Here is a 23,189-nt window from a genome sequence, read left to right on the forward strand (position 1 = left end):
TGGAGCATGAGCCGAATGAATCCTGACCGGACGCCCAGGCTTGCCGCAGCGCGCGGCGAGATTGCAGGGACGAGCTACAGCGTGCATGCGCCGAAGTCGGGCGAAGCGCCGGCAACAGTTGTCCTGATTCACGGCGTGGGGATGAATCAGAGCGTATGGTCGTCGCAGATCGAGCCGTTGACGGCGGCAAACTACGAAGTCGTGGTCTACGACATGCTCGGTCATGGCGCCAGTGCTCTGCCTCCGGCCGAGCCGACGCTCGATGATTACGCCGCCCAGCTCGAACGCCTGCTCGACGGCCTCGACATCGAGCAGGCGCACGTCGCCGGTCATTCGATGGGCGCACTCGTCGCACTCGAGTTCGCGCTGACTCGTGCGCCGCGTACGCTGAGCGTCGCTGCACTGAACGCGGTCTACGACCGCTCGCCTGCACAACGCGAAGCAGTAATGTCGCGCGCCGCGACGCTCGGCGATACACCGGCCGATACGGGCGCGATTGCGGGCGTCGACGCCACGCTCAAACGCTGGTTCGGTGACCCGGTGCCGGCGCATCTGACGCAGGCGGCGCAAGCGGTGCGGCACCTGCTGCTCTCGGTCGATCCGGTCGGCTATGCGCGGACTTACGGTCTCTTCGCCTGCTCGGACGACGTCCACGTCGGTCGGTTGACGAGCCTCGCTGTGCCCGCCTTGTTCCTGACCGCCGAGCTAGATCTGAACTCGAGTCCGGACATGTCGTGGGCGATGGCGGAGGCCGCGCCGTTCGGTCGGGCCGAGGTGATTGCGGGTGCGCGTCATATGATGAACGTTAGCCATCCAGAAGAAGTCACCGCACGCCTGCTTGCTTTTTTCGCCGAAGCAGCGCAACGAAACGGGGCAAATGCAACGAACGTGGGGGAAGACCATGTCTGAGCCGATCATCGAACAGACTTTCGACACTCTCGAATTTCGCCGCGCACTCGGCGCATTCGTCACCGGCGTGACTGTTGTCACGACGATCCAGCCGGACGGTTCCCCGCGCGGCTTCACGGCCAACTCGTTCGCCTCGGTTTCGCTCGATCCGCCGCTGATCCTCGTGTGCATCGCGAAGAGCGCGTCGAGCCACGCGGTCTTTGCCACCACGAATCACTTCGCAGTCAGCGTGCTGGCGGGGGAGCAGAAGGCCGTGTCGGGCGTCTTCGCGTCGAAGTCGGTCGACAAGTTCGCGCAGGTCTCATGGCGCGTCCGCGCAACGGGCGCGCCGATCATGGAGGGCGCGGCGGCGACGTTCGATTGCAGGACGCACGACGTCGTGGATGCCGGCGATCACATCATTCTGATCGGGCGCGTGGTCGACTTCGTGCATACGAATTCGTCGCCGTTGGGTTACTGCCGTGGCGCGTACGTGAACTTCAGTCTCTCGCAGGACGCGCTCGCGGCAACCGGCGCGCGCGCCCAGGTCGGCGCAATTCTCGAGCATCGCGACGGCCTGGTGCTGCTTGAAACGAAAAACGGTTTGCAGTTGCCGACCGGCGTCAAGCTCGAACCCGAAAGTGATGCGGGGAGCCTGCGCGGCGTGCTGGCGAAACTCGGTCTCACCGCGCATCTCGATTTCATTTTTGCCGTTTTCGAATCGGGTAGTGGTCCGTCGGCGAGCGTCCACGTCTATTACCGGGGACGCGTGAGCAGCAGCCTCGCCGCAATGATGGACACCGCGATCCACATCGTCCCGCTGCCACGGATTCCATGGAGCGAACTGCGCGACGACGCCGTGCGCTCGATGCTGCAGCGCTATGTGCGCGAGCGCAGCGAAGACGCCTTCGGCATCTACGTCGGCGACACAGAGGCAGGACAGGTCCAGACGCTCGCGACAGCACATTGAGATGCCCGGTGTCGCACGGCTGCCGCCGTCATCCGGATACGCTTTGCGACGACCGGTTTGTCTGGGGTTAATCCACCAAAAAGATCCATCAATCCAGCATCGCAGTGGGGAGACAAAGGAAAAGATGGAAAACAGCAACATGAAGCCAGCGCGTTCTTCGCCGTTGGCCGCAGAGACGACCGATTCGACGACCACGCAGTCAATTTAGCGCGACCAAACCGACTTGAAGGATACCGATATGACCCGCACCCGCAGTCTGATGATTTCTCCGCTGTTCGCGCTGTGCGCGGCAGCGTTCATGGCGACGCCGGCGCTTGCCGCAGATCCCATCGTGTTCACGAGTTGGGGCGGCACGACGCAATCGTCGCAGCAAAAGGACTGGGCGCAGCCTTTCACCCAGGGGAGCGGCATCACCGTGCTGATGGATGGTCCGACCGACTACGGCAAGCTCAAGGCGATGGTGGACAGCGGCAATGTTAGCTGGGACGTCGTCGACGTCGAGGGCGACTTTGCCTATGCCGCGCAAAAGGCAGGGCTGATCGAGCCTATCGACTACACCGTGGTCAAGAAGGGCGAGCTCGATCCACGCTTCTCGAGCGCCGATGCGGTGGGCAGCTTCTATTACTCGTTCGTACTCGGCTATAACAAATCGAGCTTCAAGGGCGCGCAGCCGCAGGCGTGGGCCGATCTGTTCGACACGAAGAAATTTCCCGGCAAACGAACGTTCTACAAGTGGTCCGCACCCGGCGTGCTCGAAATTGCGCTGCTTGCCGACGGCGTGCAGCCGGACAAACTCTATCCCCTCGACCTCGACCGCGCATTTAAAAAGCTCGACTCGATCAAGAGCGACATCGTCTGGTGGAGCGGCGGCGCACAGTCGCAGCAACTGCTCGCATCGGGAGAGGCGCCCGTCGGCATGTTCTGGAACGGCCGTCTGCATGCGCTCGAACAGACGGGCGTGCCGGTCGGCGTTTCGTGGAACCAGAACCTGACTGCCGCGGACATGCTCGTGATCCCGAAGGGCGCGAAGCACAAGGCCGAGGCGATGAAGTTCCTCGCCGTCGCGACGAGTCCGCAGGCGCAGGCAAAGTTCGCGCAGGATACGGGCTACGCGCCGATCAACGTGAAGTCGGCGGCGCTGATGCCTGCTGCAGTCGCGAAGACGATGCCGGACCAGTACAAGACCTCCCAGATCGACCTGGACATGAAGTACTGGGCGGACAATCGCGACGCGATTGCGAAGCGCTGGTACGCGTGGCAATCGAAATAAGCGTCAGCGAAAGAGGCGTGCCCCGAAGCGGCGGTCAGGCAGAAGGCGCGTAGCAGCAACTGGAGAATGCAGGAGATACCATGCCCAATGTTCTGAGTACCGCGGCCCATCCGCCGGCGACACCCACGCGTCGGCGTCGCGACTGGCGCAACATTCGCCTGTTGATACCGGGGCTCGTGCTCCTCGTGATCTTCTTCATGCTGCCGGTGCTTTCGCTCCTGCTGCGCAGCGTGCTGGAGCCCACACCGGGGCTGCACAACTACGAGCAGCTTCTCGGCTCTTCCACCTACCTGCGCGTGTTCGGCAACACGTTCCTGGTCGCGACCGTCGTGACCGTGGTGACGGTGGCGATCGGTTTCCCGACCGCATGGCTGCTCGCCATTGCGCCGCGCAGGCTGAGTTCGCTGCTGTTTTCGATCATGCTGCTTTCGATGTGGACCAACCTGCTGGCGCGCACGTTTGCCTGGATGGTTCTGCTTCAGTCGACGGGCCCGATCAACCGCATGTTAATGGCGATCGGCCTCATCCACGAGCCGCTGCCGCTCGTGAACAACCTGATCGGTGTGACGATCGGCATGACGTACATCATGCTGCCATTTCTCGTCATGCCGCTGCACGCGACGCTGCGCAGCATCGACCCCTCGACACTGCGCGCCGCGGCGGTCTGCGGCGCGAGTCGCTGGCAGGCCTTCTGGCGCGTCCTTGTGCCATTGGCGATGCCGGGCATCGCATCGGGCGCATTGATGGTATTTGTCATGGCCCTCGGCTACTTCGTGACCCCAGCATTGCTCGGCGGCGCGCAATACATGATGCTCGCCGAACTGGTGGCCCAGCTCGTGCAGGAGTTGTTGAACTGGGGTCTCGCCGGTGCCGCCGCCTTCGTGCTGCTCGCCGTGACGCTCTCGCTCTACGCGCTTCAACTGCGGTTCACAGGCGGCGCGCGCGCCACTGCTGGAGGCCTCTGACATGTTGCTCGATTTCGACCGTTTAGGTGCGTTGCGCTGGGCGCTGCTTGCAATCGGCGCTGCCGTTGCACTTTTCCTTCTGTTGCCCATCGTGTTCATCGTCGCCTTGTCGTTCGGCGATTCGCAGTGGCTGATCTTTCCGCCGCCGGGCTGGACGCTGGAGTGGTACCGCCAGCTTTTCACCGACCCGGGATGGCTCGACTCGCTGCTCACGAGCGCCAAACTTGCGGTGATCGTGACAGTGCTGTCGGTGCTGATCGGCTTTCTTGCATCGCTTGCGCTCGTTCGCGGCAAGTTTCGCGGCCGCAACGCGGTGAAGGCGTTTTTTCTGACGCCGATGGTGCTGCCCGTGGTGGTGCTGGCTGTGGCGCTCTATGCGTTCTTTCTGCGCATCGGCCTGACCGGCACGATGACCGGCTTCGTGATCGGCCATCTGATCATCGCCTTGCCGTTTTCGATCATTTCAATCAGCAACTCGCTGTCGAGCTTCGATACCGCACTGGAAGACGCAGCGTTGATCTGCGGGGCATCGCCGCTCGAAGTGAAGCTGCGCGTTACATTGCCGGCGATCCGGCTTGGCCTGTTCGCCGCGGCGATCTTCGCGTTCCTTGCGTCGTGGGACGAGGTGGTGGTGTCGATCTTCATGTCGAGTCCGACCTTGCAGACGCTGCCCGTGCGCATCTGGGCGACGCTGCGGCAGGACCTGACTCCCGTCGTCGCGGCAGCATCCTCGCTGCTCGTTGGACTGACGACCGTTTTGATGTTGGCGGGCGCAGTGCTGCGCCGCGCCCGATAACGCCCGAACAATGAGGTGATTAGCCATGACTTCCGCATTCCTGCAAATCCAGCGCCTGCGTAAGACCTACGACGACGTCGTTGCCATCGACCAGGTTTCGCTCGATGTGCGCAAGGGCGAGTTCATGACCTTCCTCGGGCCGTCGGGCTCGGGCAAGAGCACGACGCTCTATATCGTCGCGGGTTTTCAGGAGCCGACTGAGGGTCGCGTGCTGCTCGACGGCAAACCGCTGCTGTCGGTCGCGCCCAATAAACGCAACATTGGCATGGTGTTTCAGCGCTACACGCTGTTTCCGCATCTCACCGTCGGGCAAAACGTGGCTTTCCCCTTGCGGGTGCGCCGCCGCCCCGAGGCGGAGATCAAGAAGAAGGTCGAGCAGATGCTCGCGCTGCTTCATCTCGCGGAGTTCCGCGATCGCATGCCCGGCCAGCTCTCGGGCGGCCAGCAACAGCGGGTGGCGATTGCGCGCGCGCTGGCGTACGACCCGCCTGTGCTGCTGATGGACGAACCGTTGTCCGCGCTCGACAAGAAGCTTCGCGAGGAAATCCAGCTCGAATTGCGCCGCATCCACCAGGAGACCGGCGTGACGATTCTCTACGTGACGCACGACCAGGAAGAGGCGTTGCGTCTTTCGGATCGTATCGCTGTGTTCAACAAGGGCCGCATCGAACAATGCGGAACCGGCGAAGAGCTCTATGAAAATCCGGCTTCGCGCTTCGTCGCCAACTTCATTGGCAATTCGAACTTCCTGCCTGTTCGCATCACCGCGCGCGACGCGGCGCAATCGAGCGCCGTCTTCCCGAGCGGCCATGCAATCGCGGCCACCGGCGATGCCACGCTTTCGGTGGGCGGCGACGGCACGCTGATGGTTCGCCCCGAGCAGATCCGCATTCGCGCTGCCGGGGCGGCCAAAAACACGGCGGGCTTGCCAGTTACCGTGCGAGACATCACCTATCTCGGCGACGCCATGCACTACTCGGTGACGACGCCGTGGGCACAGGACATGTCAGTGCGGATGCCTGCGGGAGATCATCGGGACAGTGGGATCGTCATCGGCACGCAGGCCTGGATCGACTGGGATGCGCGCGACACGAGGCTGTTCGCGCAGGCTTGATCGGATACAGCAATGCACCAACCGATCTCGTCCCTGAAAGTTGAGCGCCGAACGACCACGCTCAGAGCGCTTGCGCTCGAGAAAATGCGTAGCGCCATCCTGGACGCGCGTTTTCAGCCAGGCGCCCGGCTGGTCGAGCGGACCTTGTGTGAAGAGCTGGGCGTGAGCCGCACGGTCGTGCGCGAAGTGCTGCGCCATCTGGAGACGGAGGGGCTCGTCGATACCCTGCCGAATCAGGGGCCCATCGTTGCCGTGCTCGATCTCAAGACCGCAACGGAGATTTACGAAATTCGCGGCCTGCTGGAGGGCGAAGCGGCGTCCGCCTGTGCGCGGCTTGCCGACGCACGCACCGTCGACGATCTGGACGCACTGATCGACAGCATTCAGCTCGCTTTCGATGACCGGGACTATCGCGCAGTGCTGGCGTTCACGACAGCGTTTTACGAGCGCATGTTCACCGCGGGCCACAAACATGTCGCGTGGGAAATCGTCCAGTCGCTGACGGCAAGAATCAACCGTCTGCGAGCGTTGACCATCGCGTCCGACGATCGCGGCAGCCAGGCAGTTCTGGAAATGCGTCAGATCCTGGCCGCGATACGCGCGGGGGACGCGGTCGCCGCGCACAGCGCCGCCGTCACGCACATCAGCGGGGTGGCGGAAATCGCCAGGAAGCTGTTGGTTGAAGGGCAGGGCCTCTTGCTCCTGAAACGCGCGGGGTAATCTTCGGGCCCTTTGCTCCTTGCGCAGAAGCGGCGATAGAAAAGAAAAAACGGCTCGGTACGACGAAGCGTTCAGAAGAAAAAAGCACGTTCACCCACACGCCCCCACGTTTCGTGGCGGGTTAGCAGCGCATTTGACAAGGAGAGAAGAAGGCATGAAACGTCGTAATAAGAAGAACATTGCTATGTGGTTATTGGCGGGGAGCGCTTTCGTCGCGTTGAACGCGCACGCGCAATCGTCCGTCACGCTGTATGGCGTGATCGACGAGGGCATCGACTACGTCAGCAACAGCGGCGGCCATTCGCTTTGGCGCATGCGCGACGGTACGTATGACGGCGTCTATGGCAGCCGCTGGGGTTTGAAGGGCAGCGAGGATCTCGGCGGCGGTCTGAGCGCGCTGTTCAAGCTGGAATCGGGTTTCAGCACGGAAAACGGCCAAAGCCGCCAGGGCGGACGCCTGTTCGGCCGTCAGGCCTACGTAGGGCTTTCGGATGCGCACCTCGGCACGGTCACGCTCGGGCGCCAGTACGACTCGGTGGTCGATTATCTGCAACCGCTCACCGCGCCCGGACAACTCGGGGGACCGCTCGTTCATGCTGGTGACATCGACAACACGGACAACTCTTTTCGCGTCGACAATTCGATCAAATACGCGAGTCCGAAGATCGGCGGCCTGACCTTTGGCGGCCTCTATTCGTTCACCAATACGAACGCGCCCGGCCGTGGAACGACCGGCTTGTGGAGCCTTGGGGCGAATTACGCTTTTGGCGGGTTCAACATCGCGGGCGCTTACCTGTACGCGAAGCATCCCGCGACACTTCTGACCGACGGAAATTACGTGAGCAACACCACCGGCGCGGCGATTGGCGCGAGCGGCCCGTTTAGCTACGTGGGCAATCCGGCCAATGAGCAGATCTTCGGTGCGGCGATCAATTACGCGTTGGGTTCGGCGACGCTCGGTCTGGATTACACCAACACGAAGTTCAACGACGCCAACGGCACGCAGGGCACGGTGATTTTTGCGAACTACGAAGCGTGGGGCCGCTACAACCTGACGTCGGCGTGGTACGTCGGTGCGCAGTACGTGTACACGCACGGCAACGTCGGCTACGACCAGTCGATTCCGATTTACCACCAGGTGGGACTCACGACGGCCTATGCCTTGTCAAAGCGCACCTCGCTATACGCGATGGGCGTCTGGCAAAAGGCAGCGGGCGCGGCGTCGAATGCCGACATCTTCGATGGCGCGGTGGGATCGGCGTCGTCGAACAATCATCAGACCGCGGTGCGTATCGGTATGTATCACCAGTTCTGATAGCAGCGTGCTCCGTCCTGGCGCGGAGCACGGTTTCGACCCAGCTTGATATCGCGCGCCCTGACCAGCATCGGGGTGCGCGACACTTTTTTGCAACCCCTTTAGGAATGACCATGGAATTGGCAACCCGGTTGAAGGATCCGCTGCTGTTTCGACAACAGGCCTACGTCAACGGCGAATGGCAAAGCGCAGCCAACGCCGAAACATTCGAGGTTCGCGATCCCGCAACGGGCGCGCTCGTCGGCAACGTTCCTTTGATGGGCGCGAGCGAAACACGTCAGGCGATCGACGCAGCGAACGCGGCCTCGCCCGCGTGGCGCAAAAAGACCGCGAAAGAACGCGGCGCCATTCTGCGCAAATGGCACGATCTGATGATGGAGAACGCCGATGATCTTGCGCTGGTCCTGTCGACGGAGCAGGGCAAGTCGCTTGCGGAAGCGAAGGGTGAAATCGGCTATGCCGCGTCGTTCTTCGAATGGTTTGCGGAAGAAGGCAAGCGCGTGTATGGCGACACGATTCCGACGCCGGCGAGCGACAAGCGCATCGTCGTGGTGAAGGAACCGGTGGGTGTGTGCGCCGCGATCACGCCGTGGAATTTCCCGGCCGCGATGATTACCCGCAAGGTTGGACCCGCGCTCGCCGCCGGTTGCACCATCGTCATCAAACCCGCCGAAGCGACGCCGTTCTCGGCGCTGGCGCTGGCCGTGCTGGCCCAGCGTGCAGGAGTGCCCTCCGGTGTGTTCAGCGTGGTGACGGGTGACCCGAAGTCGATTGGTGCGGAGCTGACGTCGAATCCCGTCGTGCGCAAGCTCTCGTTCACGGGATCGACGCCGGTGGGCCGCCTGTTGATGAGCCAGTGCGCGTCGACGGTCAAGAAAGTGTCGCTCGAACTCGGCGGCAACGCGCCGTTCATCGTGTTCGACGATGCCGACGTCGATGCGGCCGTCCAGGGTGCCATCGCATCGAAGTACCGCAACAGCGGGCAGACGTGCGTGTGCACGAACCGCTTCTACGTGCACGACACCGTGTACGACCAGTTCGCGGAAAAGCTCGCCGCAGCGGTCAGCCGCCTGAAGGTCGGACGCGGCACCGAACCCGATGTCGCGCAAGGCCCGCTCATCAACGAGGCAGCGGTGCAGAAAGTTGAAGCCCACATCGCGGATGCGCTCGCGAAGGGCGCGTCCGTCGTCACGGGCGGCAAGCGTCATGCGCTCGGCCACGGCTTCTTCGAACCGACGGTGCTCCGGGACGTCACCCCGGCGATGCGAGTCGCAAAAGACGAGACCTTCGGCCCACTCGCGCCGCTCTTCAGATTCAGCAGCGACGACGAGGTGATCCGCTTCGCGAACGACACCGAGTTCGGTCTCGCATCGTACTTCTACAGCCGGGACATCGGCCGCGTCTGGAGGGTTGCGGAAGCGTTGGAGTACGGGATGGTCGGCGTGAACACGGGCCTGATTTCGAACGAAGTCGCGCCGTTCGGTGGCGTGAAGCAGTCGGGCATGGGGCGCGAGGGTTCGCACTACGGCATCGACGATTATGTCGTCATCAAATATCTGTGCATGGCGGTTTGACCTGAAAAAAGCGGGGTGCAAAAGCGGACGCTCGAACATGAATACCTGGTCATCCGGAAACAATGAAGCGGGCGCGGCCCGTTTGCACGACACGGCGCTCGATCGCACCGAACCCGGCGCGGTGAGCATACCGTTGCCGGTAACGATACGTTTGCACGACACGGCGCTCGATCGCACCGAACCCGGCGCGGTGAGCATACCGTTGCCGGTAACGATACGCGTCGTCGCGATCTGTCTGGCGATGATCCTCGCCGAAGGTTACGACGTCGCAATTTACGGCGCCGTGCTGCCCATGCTGACGCATGGCACGAACTGGTCGCTCTCGCCATTCCAGTTGGGCGCGATTGCGAGTTGCTCATTAGCGGGCATGATGATCGGCGCGATGTGTGCCGGCACGGTGAGCGACCTGATCGGCCGGCGCTGGGTATTACTCGGCAGCGTGGCGCTGTTCTCGGCCATGATGGCTGCGGCGGCGCTGGCGCCCACGCCCACGGTCTTCGTCGTCGCGCGTGTCGTGGGCGGGTTGGGGCTGGGCGGCGTCGTGCCGACCGCCGCGGCGCTCACCGTCGAATATTCTCCACCGCACCGGCGCTCGTTCAACTACGCGTTGATCTACACCGGCTATTCGCTCGGCGGCATTCTCGTCGCGCTGCTCGCGATCGCCTGGTTGCCGACGCATGGCTGGCGATGGCTGTTCGGCCTGGGCGCGCTGCCTCTGCTGCTGGTGCTCGCGGCGGGGCCTTCGTTGCCGGAGTCGATCGATTTCCTCATTGCACGAAAACGTTTTGACGAAGCGCGGTCGCTGGCGCGTGCGCTGCGGATCCGGCACGCGTGGCTTGAAAACGAGTGCGGCGGCGACGCAGTACGTATCGCTGAAAAAAGCGCCCCCGCGCCTGTGCGTTCGTTGTTCGATCGCTCCTTCATTCATGCCACGCTGGCGTTCTGGCTCGCGATGTTTATGGGCCTGCTTCTCCTGTACGGCCTGAGCACGTGGCTGCCGCAACTCATGCGCAAGGCGGGCTATCCGCTCGGGTCGAGCCTCGCATTGCTCATGACGCTCAATCTTGCCGCCGCGCTGGGCTCGCTGTCCGGCGGTGCGTTGGCCGATCGCATCGGTTCGAAACGCGTGGTCAGCGTGTTGTATCTGCTGGCGGCTGCGAGCCTATGCGCGTTGCCGTTTGCCCATGGCGTGGTGCTCACGTATGTGCTGGTCAGCATCGCGGGGGTTGGCACGATCGGCAACACCATGCTGCTTGGCGCTTATATCACGCAGTACTACCCGCCTCACAGTCGGGCGACTGGAATCGGCTGGGCGCTCGGCATAGGACGCTTCGGCGCGATCGCGGGACCATTGATCGGTGGCGTTCTGGCGCAATGGGACGTCGTGCTCGCGTGGAACTTCTTTGTGTTTGCTGCCGCGGGTCTGCTGGCGGCAATCGCCGTGCTGATGGTACCGGGCAATCGCACAAGGCCGATACGAGACTGAACTACAACCACAACTTGCCAGTTTCAACATGAAAATCATTAAAAGCGTCTCCATCTCCAGCAAGATCTTCATCGCGTTTTCAGGCGCGATTTTCGTTTTTATTGTCAGCGCGTGCGTTTGTCTTTACAGCGTTCGGGCCATTGATCAGAAGCAGAAAGAGATCGAAGCATCGGAACAGATGTTGCGTCTTTTGAAAGACGGGACGGGCGACTATCTCAACATAATCTGGGCGGTTCTGGCGAACAACCTCAACGGGAAGGCGTCACACAGGCAATGGATCGTCGATCACCGCCCAGACTTTGGCGAAAAATTGACGAAGCTCCGCGCGATGGATCCCACGCCCGAAGGTGCGGCACTGGTCAACGAAGGTCAGCGGGAATACGACGCGTGGGTAAGAACGGTCGTCGACCCGCTCGTGGAGATGCGCAAGAAGGTGGACGCTTTTTCGGTGAACGTGAGCGACCTCTCCACGTTGACCGAGAGTTTCGGCTCATATCTGGGAACCGAAAAACTGATTGCGGCGGTCGGAAAGCTGGAAAGCTATGAGCAGCAGAGAGTGTCGGCGAATCGTGCGCAGCTCGATTCGCTGCGCACCTCGATTTACGCTAGCGTGCTCTGCGCGTCGTCGATTGCCGTGCTAGCGTCGATTCTCGCAGGACGATGGCTATCGCGCACGATTTCCCGGCCGTTGAAACAGGCCGTATCGGTGGCGACGTGTGTCGCCGAAGGCGATCTGACGAATCGCATCGAAGCGACGTCGACGGACGAAACCGGACAATTGATGCTGGCCATGAAGGCGATGAACCAGAGTCTCGCGGGCATCGTGGGCGGAGTTCGCTCCAGCGCCGATCGCATTGCGTCTGCGTCCAGCGAGATTGCCGTTGGTAATCTCGACCTGTCTTCGCGCACCGAGGAGCAGGCGAGTTCGCTGGAGGAGACGGCCGCGAGCATGACGCAACTGACCGAAACCGTGCGCCAGAATGCGGACAACGCACGTCAGGCCAGTACACTGGCGACGCGCGCGTCCAGCATGGCGGACGCCGGCAATGAAGCGGTGCACGGCATGGTCGAGACGATAGAACGCATCAGCGGCAGCTCGGACCAGATTTCGGAAATCACCGGCGTGATCGAAGGCATCGCTTTCCAGACGAACATACTGGCCTTGAATGCGGCGGTCGAAGCCGCGCGCGCGGGGGATCAGGGACGCGGCTTCGCCGTCGTGGCGAACGAGGTGCGCGCGCTCGCCCAGCGCTCGGCAACGGCGGCGCGGGAAATCAAGGAACTGATCGGGTCATCGGTGGAGACAATCCAGAGCGGAGCGAGGCGGGCGCATAACGCAGGCGGCACGATGACCGAAGTGAAGCTCGCGATCAGGCAGGTGGCCGACATCGTAAGCGAGATCGCGGCAGCATCCGACGAACAAAGCAGGGGCATCGAGCAGGTGAACCAGGCTGTGAACCTGATGGACAAGGTCACGCAGCAGAATGCGGCGCTCGTCGAGCAGGCTGCCGCGGCGGCCCAGTCGCTGGAAGACCACGCGATGGATCTGAAAAATGCCGTTGCGGTATTCAATCTCGCGGATCACGCTGGGCAACACGCGTAGACCGTAGCGGCAACGCAGAACCGGCTCGTTGCAGCAACGAGCCGGCTGAAGATCGCAATTCAATAAACGCGATTCAACGGGCGCGGTTACTCGGACGCCGTGGCGCCTGCTGGAGCGCGGCGCGGGGAGCGTGAACCGTTGGTCGGCGCGAGCAGGTAGTAGGCAAGCGCCGTCGCAACGAGGCCGACCATCCAGGAAACGTCCGCACCGCCAAGCAGCGACGCCCAAGGGCCGTGGAAGAAGCTCTCTTCCATGAACGGCACCTGAACCGCAATGCCGAAGACGTACAGTGCGATCGCCGTCACATTGAACGAGCCGTACATGCCGCCGTCACTGCTGATGATTTCAGCGACGTGGTAGTGTCGTTTGTTGATGAGGTAGAAGTCGACGAGATTGATCGCAATCCACGGCGCGAGCACGATGCGCATCGCGAAGATTGCATTCAGGAAGATCGCGATGAAGTTGCTCGACGCCCACAACGCGGTGACGGTGGACCCGATCAGCAGGATCGTCGACACGACGACGCGAACGTTGCGGCCAGGCATCCAGTGCGGACGGAACGTTTGCGCGGCGGTGATGAAGGACAGCACAGCGCCGTACAGATTCATGCCGTTATGGCCGATGATGTTGACGAGGAAGAGGAAGATCAGCACATAGCCGAACATGCCCGTCTGCGTGCGGATGGCCTGCATGGCGTCGGTGGTATGGCCGGTACTCACGGCGACCACGCCGAACACGAATGCGAAGATCGTTCCCAGCGACGTGCCGAAGTAGGTGAATGCGAAGGTCTTGACGAACCCGGTGGAGCTCGGCAGGTAGCGCGAATAGTCGGACGTATACGGTGCGAAGCTGATTTGCCACACCGCGCAGAGTCCGAACATCGCGAACCAGCCGGAGAGATCGAAATGGCCCTGCTGGAAGACGTGGGCGTCGAGGCCCGGCGCCATCAGGATCATGCCGATCAGGAGCGCGCTGCCCATGAACCACGCACCAACCTTGTTGAAGCGATGGATGAAGTGATAGCCGATCACGCCGACCAGCGTCGCGAGAACGGCGCCCATCACTGTCGCAACCGGCACGGGAATCGGCGGGATAGCGGCGTGCAGCGTCTTGCCCGCGAGAATGATGTTCGAAACGAAGAACCCGAGATAGATCAGCGTGGTGAATCCCACCACGAGCAACGACCCATACCGGCCGAATTGCGCACGGCTCTGAATCATCTGCGGCACGCCGACGAGCGGCCCCTGCGCGGAGGTGAGGGCGTGGAAAATCGCGCCGAAGAATTGCCCGACGACGATGGCAAGAATGGCGCTCACCAGATCCAGGTGGAAAATCAGCACTGAGGTAGCGCCGGAAATCACGGCCAGCGGCGCGACATTCGTGCAGAACCACAAGGTGAAGAGATCGACCGGTTTGCCGTGCCGGTTTTCCGGCGCAACATACTCGATCGAGTTGCTTTCGATGGTCAGAACGCTGTTATCGTTCGCCGGGTTTGTCATCATGTCTCCATTTTTATACCAGACTGCGCCGCACCACGAACGCAATGCGTGTGGCGACAGCGCAGCCTTTACGACTTTGAATCGATACGGCAGGGGAGCGCGCCCGTCTAGCGCATCACGAACGGGTCGCTGATCGGGTCGTCCGAGGTGCGAAGCCACACGGACTTCGTCGTCGTGTATTCGAGCGCAGCGGCGAATCCGCCTTCACGGCCATGCCCCGACAGTCCGAAGCCGCCGAATGGGACGAGCGGCGAAACCGCCCGATACGTGTTGATCCAGACGATGCCCGATCGAACGCGCTTTGAAACGCGATGGGCACGCGTGAGATTGGTAGTAAAGATGCCGGCTGCAAGACCGTAGGCTGTGCTGTTTGCCTTTTCGATTGCTTCCTGTTCGGTGGCGAACGTATCTACCGAAAGCACCGGCCCGAAGAGTTCCGTCGTAATACTGTCCGCGTTCGCGACACCGGTACAGTCCAGAATCGTGGGCGCGTAGTAGAAGCCGGCGCGCTCGATAGCCTTGCCCCCCGTCAACACTTTGGCGCCCTGGCGCACGGAGCTTGCAACGACCGACTCGATATTACGCAGTTGCCGCTCGGTGCAAAGCGGCCCGTATTCCGTTGCCATGTCGTTGGGCAAGCCGACGAGAATGCGCGAGACGCGTTCGACCAGCAACGCAAGAAACTCGTCCTTGACGGATGCTTCGATCAACAGACGCGAGCCCGCGACACAGCTCTGACCGCTGGCAGCGAAAATGGCCGCGACCTGTGCATTCACGGCGCTTTGAATGTCGGTGTCAGCGAATACGATGAACGGCGATTTGCCGCCCAGCTCCAGCGAAACCTTGGCGAGGTTATTTGCCGTGTTCGCGACAATATGCTTCGCCGTTTCCGGCCCGCCCGTGAAGGCCACCTTGTCCACCTTCGGATGGCTGCTGAGCACGGCGCCGCATTGCGCGCCAAAGCCCGTGACCACGTTGACGACACCCGGAGGGAACCCGGCTTCGTGGACCACGCGGGCGAATTCGAGCAACGGGCCGGGCGCTTCCTCGGATGCCTTGAGCACCACCGTGCAGCCGGCGGCAAGCGCCGGCCCGAGCTTCACTGCGGAGAGGAACAACTGGCTATTCCATGGAACGATCGCGGCCACCACGCCAACGGGTTGGCGGTCGAGCCAGACCTGCATGTCCGGCTTGTCGACGGGAATATGGCTGCCTTCGAGCTTGTCGGCAATGCCCGCGTAATAGCGGTAGTACTCCGCCACGTACGCGATCTGGCTGGACGTCTCGCGGATGATCTTGCCGGTATCGTTGGTTTCAATTTCAGCGAGTCGCGGCGCAGCCTTTTCGAGGAGTTCGGCAAGCCTGTACAGCAGTTTTCCTCTGGCCGACGCGGTGATGCCGGCCCACGCAGGATCGGTCAGCGCACGGCTGGCGGCGTCCACGGCGCGGTTGACCTCGTCGTTCCTGGCCTCGGGCATCTGCGCCCACACTTCGCCCGTAGCCGGGTTCACGCTTCCGAACGTCGCGGCGCCCGATTCGAACTGGCCGTCGATATAAAGCTGAAAATGAAAACTCATGGAATTACGTCCTCACTGAAAGGCCGGCATCACGTCGTTGATCATCCGTTCGAGCGACGCCTTCTTGCGCTCGAAGCTCATGCCGGTGTCGATCCAGAAGGAATACTCGTCGAAGCCGAGCGCTTCGTATGCCTTCAGGCGCGCGATCACCTCATCGGGCGTACCGATGACGTTGTTCTTGCGCATGGCTTGTGGCGTGTAGAACGGGTGAGCGGCGATTTCTTCCTTGCTCAGCGACTTGATCATGCCACGGCTCACTGGACGTTCGTTCTTGAACCATGCGCCGAAGTAGTTATAGAAGACGTTCACTTCGTCGGCCGCCAGTTGCGCGTCGTCCTCGCTGCTCGCGACATAGGTGTGGCGCAGCAACATGATCTGCGGGCGAGGCATGTCGCTGAATTTCTCGCATGCCGCGTTGAAATGGCCGGCGAGCTTCTCCACTTCTTCGTCGCCCATATGCAACGGCGTGACCTGGACGTTGCAGCCGTTCGCCACGGCGAACTCGTGGCTGTTCGGGTCGCGGGCGGCTACCCAGAGTGGCGGGTGCGGCTGCTGGAGCGGTAGCGGAGACGACGTTGTCGGAGGGAATTTCCAGAACTCGCCTTCGTGCGCGTAATCGCCTTCCCACAGTTTTTTCACTGCCGGAATGAGTTCGCGCATTCTCTGGCCGGCACCCCATGCATCGAGGCCTGGCAGCAGACGTTCGTATTCGAACGAATACGCGCCGCGCGCGATGCCCAATTCCAGACGGCCGTTGGTGATGATGTCGGTCATCGCCGCTTCGCCAGCAAGCTTGATCGGATGCCAGAATGGCGCGATGACCGTGCCGGTGCCCAGCCTGACGTTCTGGGTCTTGTTGGCCAGATCCACGAGGTTGAGGAACGGATTGGGCGCGATCGTGAAGTCCATGCCATGGTGCTCGCCGGTCCAGACGGCGTGCATGCCGCCCCGGTCCGCGATCTGGCAAAGCTCGACCATCTCGTCATAAAGCTGTTTCTGACTGGTCTGGTCGGAGACGCGCTCCATGTGCACGAAAAGTGAAAAACGCATGGGGTAACCTTTCAGGAAAGAAGCGGGCGGACGGTGCCCTGGCTATGGTCGCCGTAGTACATGCCGTAGCTCTTCAACTGGCTTTCCTTGCGGTAGCGTTCGAGCATGCTGGCGACGGCGGCGTCCTGGAACTGATTCGAGCCGATCTCCTCGAGGCTCACGAATTCGCCCGCAACAGCGGCCTCATCCGGCGCGCTGCAGAGAAACGAGATGTACTGGTAGTGGGTTTCGGTGTTGTTGTACGCCGAATAGATGAAGCTTGCCGATGCGTCCGGCTGGTACTTCGCGAAGATCTCGGCGAGTGCCTTGTCGGCGCCTTCCTTGCCGATTTCTTTCGAAGGCAGACGCCATCTGTTGTCCGCGTCCCGCGTGAGCAGCACCTTGTCGTCCCGCGCGATGATCGCGCTCACGATGACTTTCGGGCCGGCGATCACTTCGGCCGATACCTTGGCGGGCGTGAAATAGCCGCCGCGGTAATAGCCGAGGCCCGCGTAGCCAGCAGAGTGGAATGCCTCGACCTTGCCGACGATGAGCGCGTGGTCGCCCGCATCGATCACCGTGTGCGTTGTGCAGTCGAACCACGCACTGACGTCGCCGATGAGCGGGTTGTTGTTCGCGCTCAGATGCCAGTTCACGTCGGCGAAGCGATCGTCGCTGGGCCGCGCGAAGGTATTGGATAGATCCTTCTGGCCTTCCGCGAGAATGTTGATGGCGAAGTGTCCCGTCGTGGAAAACGTCTGGTAGTTGCTCGACGTCTTTGCGATGCTCACGAGCAGCAAGGCCGGGTCCAACGAAACTGACGAGAACGAGTTTGCGGTAAAGCCGAGCGGCTTGCCGTCGTCTCCTGCCGTCGTCACAATCGTGACGCCTGTCATGAAGGCGCCGAATGCATCGCGCAGTTCGCGAGGATTGATTCTGGCGGTCTCTTGGGTCATATCACACTTCCGATTTTAACGTTTCGGCGAGATGCTCGGTCTGCAGCCAGGCGCGGAGGGCGCGATTGACTTCCTCGGGGGCGGTCAGGTTCACCATATGGCGCTCGTTGCGGATTACGACGGCACGACCGTTGTGGGCGGCACTGGCCATCTGTTCTGCCATCTCCGGGGTCGAATTCGCATCATCCGAACCGGTGAGCACGAGAGCAGGGCAGGCAATCGTATGCCAGCCGTCGGCATACACTTCATCGCCACTCGCGAAGGCCGTATAGGCCGTGGCGTAACTTGCCGGATCGACGGATTTCAGCCAGGACTCGACCTTTTGCGCCGCGATGTGCTGCGTTTCCCCGGCATTGAACCAGCGCTTGAGCGGTGTCTCGACGTCAATGGTTCCCGATCGAAGTTCGGCCGCGCGTTGCAGTACGGCGTCGCGGGCCTCCGGTGTTCGACGATACACGCCGTTCAGAACGGCTACGCGCCTGACCAGATCGGGCCGTGTGACGGCCACGCCCGCGGCAATCAATGAACCCATCGAATGACCCGCCAGATTGACGGGGCCTGCGTTCAGTGCTTCGATGAATTCGATGGCCCAATTCACGAATTGCTGCAATCCGGCATTCGCGTCCAGCGCGGTGCTCGTGCCGTGCCCGGGCATATCGACCGAAATCACCCTGAATTCGGCCGACAGATCGTCGATCTGCGGGTGCCACGCACGCGCCTGCATGCCCACCCCATGAATCAGGACCAGTGGCTCCCCAGTTCCCTGCTCGAGATAGTGCGCGACGCGATTACTTGACAGATGCAGGATTGTTGAGGTCATTTCCGAGTTCTGCCAGATCTTTGTAACGATCGCCAATGCGGTGATGCGGACGGCCGCCGGTCGCGCCGCCAATTGCGATAACCAGTTCGTCCGGCGCCGGCGCATCGGCGATCGCGAACTGTAGCGTCAGGTAATGCGAACGGCGGCCTTCGTCGTTCTTGTCCATCATCGGGATCAGCAGCGGCGCATTTGCCGGGCCGCGCGTGTTGTTGAAAGCCAGATACGACTTGGCGCCGACGGCCGTGCGATAGATGTTGCCGAAGTGCAGCGTGTGGATCAGCGCGGACGCATGCTCGAGCTCACCGTCGAGGCCGACAATCGCGCTCTTGCCGAACGCCTCGACCGCTTCGCCTGACCCCGCCTCGTCAAGGATGAGCTTCGTGAGGTGCTCGCTGAGTTGCGGCGCGATTGCGCGAATCTCGGACGACAGATCTTCGACATAGCCTCGGCCTGCCCACGGGTTTTTGATGACGGCCGCCGCGCCGATCATCTTCAGCGGCTTCGCGGCGGCTTTGTCGCCATCCACGAAGACCGTCTCGACATGGAGAATAGATTTGCGAATCAGGCTCATAGCAAGGTGTCCCAAGGTCAGTTGTTGATGTAAAGTATTGTGGTATGCCATAGTACGGCGTACCATGAGTGTTAACCCTAGCGCACGGATGGCGGCCCAGAAAATGGCGTCGCCCGCGCTCAGGACATGAAATGCACTCGTGCGAGGGGCAATGTGCGCTGACGAGCGTCGCGCGAAGGAGCCGGAAATTCGACGTCAGCGTGTCAGGCGGTAATGGCTAAGAGATCTTTGAAGGTGGAAAGGAGGAAAGATGACTGCATACTGGATTGCTCATGTCACCGTGCTCAACCCTGTGAAATACAAGGATTACACCGACATCGCACCGCTGGCATTCAAGAAATTCGGGGCGGTTTTCCTGGCGCGTGGAGGCGCGTCGAAAGTGCTCGAAGGGGAGTCGTTCGAGCGCCACGTGGTTATCCAGTTCAGCGACATGCAAACAGCGCTGGATTGCTACAGTTCACCCGAATATCAGTCGGCCAAGCAGGCGCGAGACGGACACTGCATCGCGCAAGTGTCGATTGTCGAGGGCTTAGACGGCGGATAGGCTTGCGGGGGGCCGTATTGCGCAAGCGAGATCATGAAGGTCTTCTATGAGTAGTCCCTTGTCAAGCCGTTTTACAGACTGACTGATCATCGATAAGCGAACTCTCCTCACAGTTCGTACCGCGAGTGGGCGCCGTTGCGCTGAACCCACCGATGGTTGAAGTCGATCCTTGCGCCCGTGAGACCTGACGTCTCACCAACTTCTATCCGCTGGCATGAAACCAGCCTCATCCTGTATGCGCGTTACGCCGGTAAGATCGCCGGGAGCATGCCCCATCTAGAAAATCGGTTGCTGGCTGCGCAACCAGTCCTTCACACGGGCATGCTCGCTTCAAACCATATTTGCTTCATCTCACATCGTTGAACAAACCTCCCGGGAGTCTGAGGGGTTAGGCGGATTTCAGCTGTGCTCCGGCGGGAATCACGCCATCCTTCAGATAGCGCCACAGCGCAATCGCCAGGCGCCGTGCCACCGCGACGATCGTAATCCGTCGGGCCCGGCGGTTCGGGCCTGTGCCCTCGGTGCGGTGGTTGAACCACTGCGTCAGCGCGCTCGTGGGCTGGTAGCGAATCCAGGACCAGGCCATCTCGACAAGCAGGGCCCGGACCCGCCGGTTGCCCTGTCTGCTGATGCCCTGGTCCACCTGGCTCTCGCCGCTGTCGTAGGGTTGCGGGACGAGGCCCACGCACGCGCCGACCTGACGGCGGTTGCTGAACTCCCGCCAGAACAGTTCCAGCGCCAGTCTTGAGGCCCCAACCTGCCCGATGCCGTTCAGGCGCGTGAGATGACTGATCCGGGTGCGCGCAGGCTCGGGCAGACTGGTCTGGCGCGTCTTCTCGAGTGCCGCCAGTTGCTCCTCAGCCAGTGCGAGCCGTTCACACTCGCGTACGAGCCGTTCGTGGAACTCGGGTGGCAGCGGCGCGCCATCGTGACACCGTACCTCGCCGCGGATGAGGCGGTCGGCGAACTTCCTGCTGCCGACCTCATCCCAGCAACCGAACGTGGCTAGCAGCTTGCGCATACGGTCGCGATGCTGCAGCACTTCCTTTTGTAGTTGTCCGCGATCACGCATCAGATGGCGGGAGGCTTCGTCCTGCAGTGACGGCACGCGGATTACCCGCATGCGGTCGCGTTCGCCGCGCAGCCACGCACGCAGGTTGATGACCAGTTTGATGGCATCGAGCCGGTCGGTCTTCGCGCGGCGCTTGTGACGCTCAACGGGAATGCTCGCGGGATCGACGACATGACATTCGATCCCGCGAGCCTGCAGCGCGCGATAGATCCAGAATGCGTCCTGGCCGGCTTCGTAGCTGACGACGACCCGCACATCCGCCGGCAGTGCCCACTTCTCCCTGTGTTGGGCAATCAGGGCCAGCACAGCCTGCAGGCGGGATGCGGCTTGTGGCTCCGCCACTGTGTGCACTGCCGGGTTGTCGCGGCGGCCGTCGTGCAGCGCGACCTTCCACTTTGTCGCAGCCAGTTCCAGCGAGACTGCCAGCACAAGCGCTTCGGGATGGGTCGTGTCTGCATGATCTGTGCGCATGATTCTCTCCTTTGAGTAAGATCCACACGGGCTGATTTTATGATCGGCGTGTTTAGTGGCTCCTTCGTGCATAGGATCTAGTGTCGTTCAAGAGGCTGCTTTGATGTTTATGTCAGTCACTGCCTGCGACCGTCGACGCGAACCGCTTACTCTCGTTTCTTTGTAATACGTTGAAAAGGGCCCCGTGCCATGGTGGTGGTGGCAAATGCTTGTTGATTCGTCAGTATTTACGAGACAGCGGCTTCAAAGTTGAAGCCGCTTTCTAATTTGACATGGTCACATGTTCGAATAATTGGGGCCGCCGCCACCTTCCGGCACGACCCACACGATATTCTGTGTCGGGTCCTTGATGTCGCAGGTCTTGCAGTGCACGCAGTTCTGCGCATTGATGACGAGCCGCTCGCTGCCATCGTCGTTCTTCACGAACTCGTACACTGCAGCGGGGCAATAACGCGCCTCCGGTCCCGCGTAGGTCTGCCAGTTCACGTTCACCGGCACGGTCGGATCCTTCAGCGTCAGGTGCGCCGGCTGATTTTCCTCGTGATTCGTGTTCGAGATGAACACCGAGGACAGCCGATCGAACGTCAGCTTGCCGTCCGGCTTCGGATACGTGATCGGCTTGCACTGCGAAGCCGGCTTCAGCATCTCGTGATCGGAATGCTGATGATGCAGCGTCCACGGCACGTTGCCGCCGAGCAGCTTCTGCTCGAGACCGACCATCAGCGTGCCGAGGTAGAGACCCTTGCTCATCCACTGCTTGAAGTTACGCGCGCGATACAGCTCGGTGTAGAGCCACGACGTCTTGAACGCTTCCGGGTAGGCGCTCAGTTCGTCCGACTGACGGCCGGCCTGGACGGCGTCGAACGCGGCATCGGCGGCGAGCATGCCGGTCTTGATCGCGGCGTGCGAACCCTTGATGCGCGACGCGTTGAGAAACCCCGCGTCGTCGCCGACCAGCGCACCGCCCGGGAACACCAGCTTCGGCAACGACATCAGGCCGCCCGCGGTGATCGCGCGCGCGCCGTAGGACACGCGCTTGCCGCCTTCGAGAATCGCGCGGATCGCCGGATGCGTCTTGTAGCGCTGGAATTCCTCGAACGGCGACAGATACGGATTCGAATAGCCGAGGCCGACCACGAAGCCGACCACGACCTGGTTGTTGTCCATGTGGTAGAGGAACGAGCCGCCGTAGGTGTCGTTTTCGAGCGGCCAGCCGGCCGTGTGCATCACCAGACCCGGCTTGTGCCTGGCGGGATCGATCTCCCACAGCTCCTTGATACCGATGCCGTAGACCTGCGGATCGACGCCGTCGCGCAGCTTGAACTTCTCGTTCAACTGGCGGCCGAGGTGGCCGCGCGCGCCTTCGCAGAACAGCGTGTAGTTCGCGTGCAGCTCCATGCCGAGCTGGAAGTTCCCGGTCGGTTCGCCATCCTTGCCGATGCCGAGGTTGCCGGTCGCGACGCCCTTGACCGAGCCGTCGTCGTTGTACAGCACTTCGGCCGCCGGAAAGCCCGGGAATAGCTCGACGCCGAGCGCCTCGGCCTGCTGACCCAGCCAGCGCGTCACGTTCGCGAGGCTGATCACGTAGTTGCCGTGGTTCTTGAAATTGTCCGGCAGCGCCCAGGTCGGCACGCTCTTCGCGCCCGTCGCCGACAGGAACAGGAAGCGGTCTTCGGTCACGTCGACCGTCAGCGGCGCGCCTTTTTCCTTCCAGTCCGGGATCAGCTCGGTCAGCGCGCGCGGGTCCATCACCGCGCCCGACAGAATATGGGCCCCGATCTCAGAGCCTTTTTCGAGGACGCACACGCCAATGTCAGCGCCTCGTTCGGCGGCGCGCTGCTTCAGGCGAATGGCCGCCGACAGGCCCGCAGGGCCGCCGCCGACGATGACGACGTCATATTCCATCGACTCGCGAGGACCGTACTGCTCAATGAGGTTGTGCATGGTCG

General features: G+C 61.9%; 19 protein-coding genes and 1 pseudogene. 12 read left to right on the plus strand and 8 right to left on the minus strand.

Annotated features, from left to right (window positions below):
* Positions 1-15: 15 nt before the first annotated feature.
* The 11 genes and pseudogenes from OKW40_RS24175 to OKW40_RS24225 all read left to right on the plus strand — a co-directional run.
* The gene (locus OKW40_RS24175) at positions 16-909 is read left to right on the plus strand and encodes an alpha/beta fold hydrolase (RefSeq protein ID WP_429406367.1); all 894 of its coding nucleotides are present in this window, start codon (positions 16-18) and stop codon (positions 907-909) included.
* Complete coding sequence (locus tag OKW40_RS24180; protein WP_429491878.1) at positions 902-1,858, plus strand: flavin reductase family protein; 957 nt, start codon at positions 902-904, stop codon at positions 1,856-1,858. Before OKW40_RS24175 ends, OKW40_RS24180 begins: the two co-directional genes overlap by 8 nt.
* A 238-nt stretch (positions 1,859-2,096) precedes the next feature.
* Positions 2,097-3,128 (plus strand): ABC transporter substrate-binding protein, encoded by a 1,032-nt coding sequence (locus tag OKW40_RS24185; RefSeq protein WP_128598245.1) that lies wholly within the window; start codon positions 2,097-2,099, stop codon positions 3,126-3,128.
* Positions 3,129-3,208: 80 nt separating this feature from the next.
* Positions 3,209-4,093: an ABC transporter permease gene (locus OKW40_RS24190; protein WP_027194702.1), complete on the plus strand. Its 885-nt coding sequence runs from the start codon at positions 3,209-3,211 to the stop codon at positions 4,091-4,093.
* A gap of 1 nt (position 4,094) precedes the next feature.
* Positions 4,095-4,889, plus strand: coding sequence for an ABC transporter permease (locus tag OKW40_RS24195; RefSeq protein WP_102634259.1), 795 nt, complete (start codon positions 4,095-4,097; stop codon positions 4,887-4,889).
* 25 nt (positions 4,890-4,914) lie between these two features.
* On the plus strand, positions 4,915-6,003 hold the full coding sequence (locus OKW40_RS24200; protein WP_184063068.1) for an ABC transporter ATP-binding protein: 1,089 nt from the start codon (positions 4,915-4,917) through the stop codon (positions 6,001-6,003).
* Positions 6,004-6,015: 12 nt separating this feature from the next.
* Positions 6,016-6,723: a GntR family transcriptional regulator gene (locus tag OKW40_RS24205; protein WP_184063065.1), complete on the plus strand. Its 708-nt coding sequence runs from the start codon at positions 6,016-6,018 to the stop codon at positions 6,721-6,723.
* A 154-nt stretch (positions 6,724-6,877) separates the two neighbouring features.
* Positions 6,878-8,038, plus strand: a complete 1,161-nt coding sequence (locus tag OKW40_RS24210; protein ID WP_429491880.1) for a porin — start codon at positions 6,878-6,880, stop codon at positions 8,036-8,038.
* Between the two features lie 113 nt (positions 8,039-8,151).
* Positions 8,152-9,612 (plus strand): NADP-dependent succinate-semialdehyde dehydrogenase, encoded by a 1,461-nt coding sequence (gene gabD / locus OKW40_RS24215; RefSeq protein WP_429491882.1) that lies wholly within the window; start codon positions 8,152-8,154, stop codon positions 9,610-9,612.
* 37 nt (positions 9,613-9,649) lie between these two features.
* Complete coding sequence (locus OKW40_RS24220) at positions 9,650-11,098, plus strand: MFS transporter (protein ID WP_429491885.1); 1,449 nt, start codon at positions 9,650-9,652, stop codon at positions 11,096-11,098.
* A 505-nt stretch (positions 11,099-11,603) separates the two neighbouring features.
* Positions 11,604-12,701, plus strand: a pseudogene (locus tag OKW40_RS24225) (methyl-accepting chemotaxis protein); the annotation flags it as partial.
* Between the two features lie 86 nt (positions 12,702-12,787).
* Here OKW40_RS24225 and OKW40_RS24230 read toward each other — a convergent pair.
* The 6 genes from OKW40_RS24230 to OKW40_RS24255 all read right to left on the minus strand — a co-directional run bounded on the left by OKW40_RS24230 (position 12,788) and on the right by OKW40_RS24255 (position 19,153).
* On the minus strand, positions 12,788-14,200 hold the full coding sequence (locus tag OKW40_RS24230; RefSeq protein ID WP_429491887.1) for a purine-cytosine permease family protein: 1,413 nt from the start codon (positions 14,198-14,200) through the stop codon (positions 12,788-12,790).
* A 107-nt stretch (positions 14,201-14,307) separates the two neighbouring features.
* Positions 14,308-15,777: an aldehyde dehydrogenase gene (locus tag OKW40_RS24235; protein WP_429491889.1), complete on the minus strand. Its 1,470-nt coding sequence runs from the start codon at positions 15,775-15,777 to the stop codon at positions 14,308-14,310.
* A 12-nt stretch (positions 15,778-15,789) separates the two neighbouring features.
* Entirely contained in the window at positions 15,790-16,827 is a 1,038-nt protein-coding gene (locus OKW40_RS24240; protein ID WP_429491891.1) for an LLM class flavin-dependent oxidoreductase, read from the minus strand.
* 11 nt (positions 16,828-16,838) lie between these two features.
* The gene (locus OKW40_RS24245; protein WP_429491893.1) at positions 16,839-17,762 is read right to left on the minus strand and encodes a flavin reductase; all 924 of its coding nucleotides are present in this window, start codon (positions 17,760-17,762) and stop codon (positions 16,839-16,841) included.
* A 1-nt stretch (position 17,763) separates the two neighbouring features.
* The gene (locus OKW40_RS24250) at positions 17,764-18,582 is read right to left on the minus strand and encodes an alpha/beta fold hydrolase (RefSeq protein WP_429491895.1); all 819 of its coding nucleotides are present in this window, start codon (positions 18,580-18,582) and stop codon (positions 17,764-17,766) included.
* A complete protein-coding gene (locus OKW40_RS24255; protein WP_102633966.1) occupies positions 18,551-19,153 on the minus strand; it encodes an amino acid synthesis family protein in 603 nt (200 codons plus the stop codon). The genes OKW40_RS24250 and OKW40_RS24255 overlap by 32 nt, the downstream gene beginning before the upstream one ends.
* Before the next feature lie 250 nt (positions 19,154-19,403).
* Between OKW40_RS24255 and OKW40_RS24260 the strand changes: the two genes are divergently transcribed.
* A complete protein-coding gene (locus OKW40_RS24260) occupies positions 19,404-19,697 on the plus strand; it encodes a DUF1330 domain-containing protein (RefSeq protein ID WP_128598348.1) in 294 nt (97 codons plus the stop codon).
* Between the two features lie 388 nt (positions 19,698-20,085).
* On the opposite strand, the gene OKW40_RS24265 is transcribed toward OKW40_RS24260, so the two are convergent.
* Together OKW40_RS24265 and OKW40_RS24270 are read right to left on the minus strand one after the other, a co-directional pair.
* Positions 20,086-21,240: an IS110 family transposase gene (locus tag OKW40_RS24265; RefSeq protein WP_429488527.1), complete on the minus strand. Its 1,155-nt coding sequence runs from the start codon at positions 21,238-21,240 to the stop codon at positions 20,086-20,088.
* Between the two features lie 276 nt (positions 21,241-21,516).
* Positions 21,517-23,184 carry an electron transfer flavoprotein-ubiquinone oxidoreductase gene (locus tag OKW40_RS24270; protein WP_429491898.1) on the minus strand — a complete coding sequence of 556 codons (1,668 nt, stop codon included), beginning with the start codon at positions 23,182-23,184 and terminating at the stop codon, positions 21,517-21,519.
* Between the last annotated feature and the right edge of the window lie 5 nt (positions 23,185-23,189).

This window comes from Paraburkholderia sp. RAU6.4a (assembly GCF_050435625.1).
In the GTDB taxonomy this organism is placed as follows: Bacteria; Pseudomonadota; Gammaproteobacteria; order Burkholderiales; family Burkholderiaceae; genus Paraburkholderia; species Paraburkholderia tuberum.

Bases quoted from the DNA above. Each gene is read 5' to 3' on its own strand.
- OKW40_RS24175 (WP_429406367.1), top strand. From the start codon at position 16: ATGAATCCTGACCGGACGCCCAGGCTTGCCGCAGCGCGCGGCGAGATT.
- OKW40_RS24180 (WP_429491878.1), top strand. From the start codon at position 902: ATGTCTGAGCCGATCATCGAACAGACTTTCGACACTCTCGAATTTCGC.
- OKW40_RS24185 (WP_128598245.1), top strand. From the start codon at position 2,097: ATGACCCGCACCCGCAGTCTGATGATTTCTCCGCTGTTCGCGCTGTGC.
- OKW40_RS24190 (WP_027194702.1), top strand. From the start codon at position 3,209: ATGCCCAATGTTCTGAGTACCGCGGCCCATCCGCCGGCGACACCCACG.
- OKW40_RS24195 (WP_102634259.1), top strand. From the start codon at position 4,095: ATGTTGCTCGATTTCGACCGTTTAGGTGCGTTGCGCTGGGCGCTGCTT.
- OKW40_RS24200 (WP_184063068.1), top strand. From the start codon at position 4,915: ATGACTTCCGCATTCCTGCAAATCCAGCGCCTGCGTAAGACCTACGAC.
- OKW40_RS24205 (WP_184063065.1), top strand. From the start codon at position 6,016: ATGCACCAACCGATCTCGTCCCTGAAAGTTGAGCGCCGAACGACCACG.
- OKW40_RS24210 (WP_429491880.1), top strand. From the start codon at position 6,878: ATGAAACGTCGTAATAAGAAGAACATTGCTATGTGGTTATTGGCGGGG.
- gabD (WP_429491882.1), top strand. From the start codon at position 8,152: ATGGAATTGGCAACCCGGTTGAAGGATCCGCTGCTGTTTCGACAACAG.
- OKW40_RS24220 (WP_429491885.1), top strand. From the start codon at position 9,650: ATGAATACCTGGTCATCCGGAAACAATGAAGCGGGCGCGGCCCGTTTG.
- OKW40_RS24230 (WP_429491887.1), bottom strand. From the start codon at position 14,200: ATGACAAACCCGGCGAACGATAACAGCGTTCTGACCATCGAAAGCAAC.
- OKW40_RS24235 (WP_429491889.1), bottom strand. From the start codon at position 15,777: ATGAGTTTTCATTTTCAGCTTTATATCGACGGCCAGTTCGAATCGGGC.
- OKW40_RS24240 (WP_429491891.1), bottom strand. From the start codon at position 16,827: ATGCGTTTTTCACTTTTCGTGCACATGGAGCGCGTCTCCGACCAGACC.
- OKW40_RS24245 (WP_429491893.1), bottom strand. From the start codon at position 17,762: ATGACCCAAGAGACCGCCAGAATCAATCCTCGCGAACTGCGCGATGCA.
- OKW40_RS24250 (WP_429491895.1), bottom strand. From the start codon at position 18,582: ATGACCTCAACAATCCTGCATCTGTCAAGTAATCGCGTCGCGCACTAT.
- OKW40_RS24255 (WP_102633966.1), bottom strand. From the start codon at position 19,153: ATGAGCCTGATTCGCAAATCTATTCTCCATGTCGAGACGGTCTTCGTG.
- OKW40_RS24260 (WP_128598348.1), top strand. From the start codon at position 19,404: ATGACTGCATACTGGATTGCTCATGTCACCGTGCTCAACCCTGTGAAA.
- OKW40_RS24265 (WP_429488527.1), bottom strand. From the start codon at position 21,240: ATGCGCACAGATCATGCAGACACGACCCATCCCGAAGCGCTTGTGCTG.
- OKW40_RS24270 (WP_429491898.1), bottom strand. From the start codon at position 23,184: ATGCACAACCTCATTGAGCAGTACGGTCCTCGCGAGTCGATGGAATAT.